Source organism: Zoogloea sp. (assembly GCF_023150065.1).
In the GTDB taxonomy this organism is placed as follows: Bacteria; Pseudomonadota; Gammaproteobacteria; order Burkholderiales; family Rhodocyclaceae; genus Zoogloea.
This window is the reverse complement of the sequence record NZ_JAKLLN010000185.1, coordinates 1-577: the sequence shown is the minus strand read 5'-3', so window position 1 is coordinate 577 and position 577 is coordinate 1. Positions and strand designations below refer to the sequence as shown.

Below are 577 nucleotides of genomic sequence, written 5' to 3'. Positions count from 1 at the left end.
AAGAGCCGGGAAATCATGGGAGTGGGCCGAATCCTCGCCGTGTCTGCGTCATGCCGAGGTACGCAGGTCTGTGCAGGCCTCAGTGTGCATCAAGTCGCGCGCGTGGTGGATGTCGGGATGCGTCGCGGGCCCTCGATGACGCAAAAAGGCGCAGGCAGGCGTGACGTCATCATGGCGGCGGGTGCGTCCGGAGGGCGAAAAAACGGAGGACAGGCAAGGGGGTGTGTGGTGCTCATGGGCAGGATTGAACTGCCGACCTCTCCCTTACCAAGGGAGTGCTCTGCCACTGAGCTACATGAGCACTGCACGAGCGCTGCAGAATGCGGCGCCGTCGGGTTGGTGGCTCACACTGCTGCCGTAAGGCTTGAAGTGCGACAACCCTTGAAAAGCGGGGCGGATAGTATCAAGAGCAGCCGGACGCCGCAAGGATGTCCGACGCATGATTGCCTGAAATCCGGCCGTTTTTCACGATTGTTGAGGCTTCGTGGGTGCCCGGCCGGCTTCAGGGGGCTCAGTAGCGCCGGGCGGGAGCCGGGGCGTTGCCGCTGCGCGGGGGCAGGTGGCGGAAGGTGATGCG

1 tRNA gene is annotated in these 577 nt (G+C 64.0%); it reads right to left on the bottom strand.

The annotated features are described in order from the left end of the window. Positions 1–226 precede the first annotated feature (226 nt). Positions 227–301, bottom strand: a tRNA-Thr gene (locus L6Q67_RS24180). Positions 302–577 lie beyond the last annotated feature (276 nt).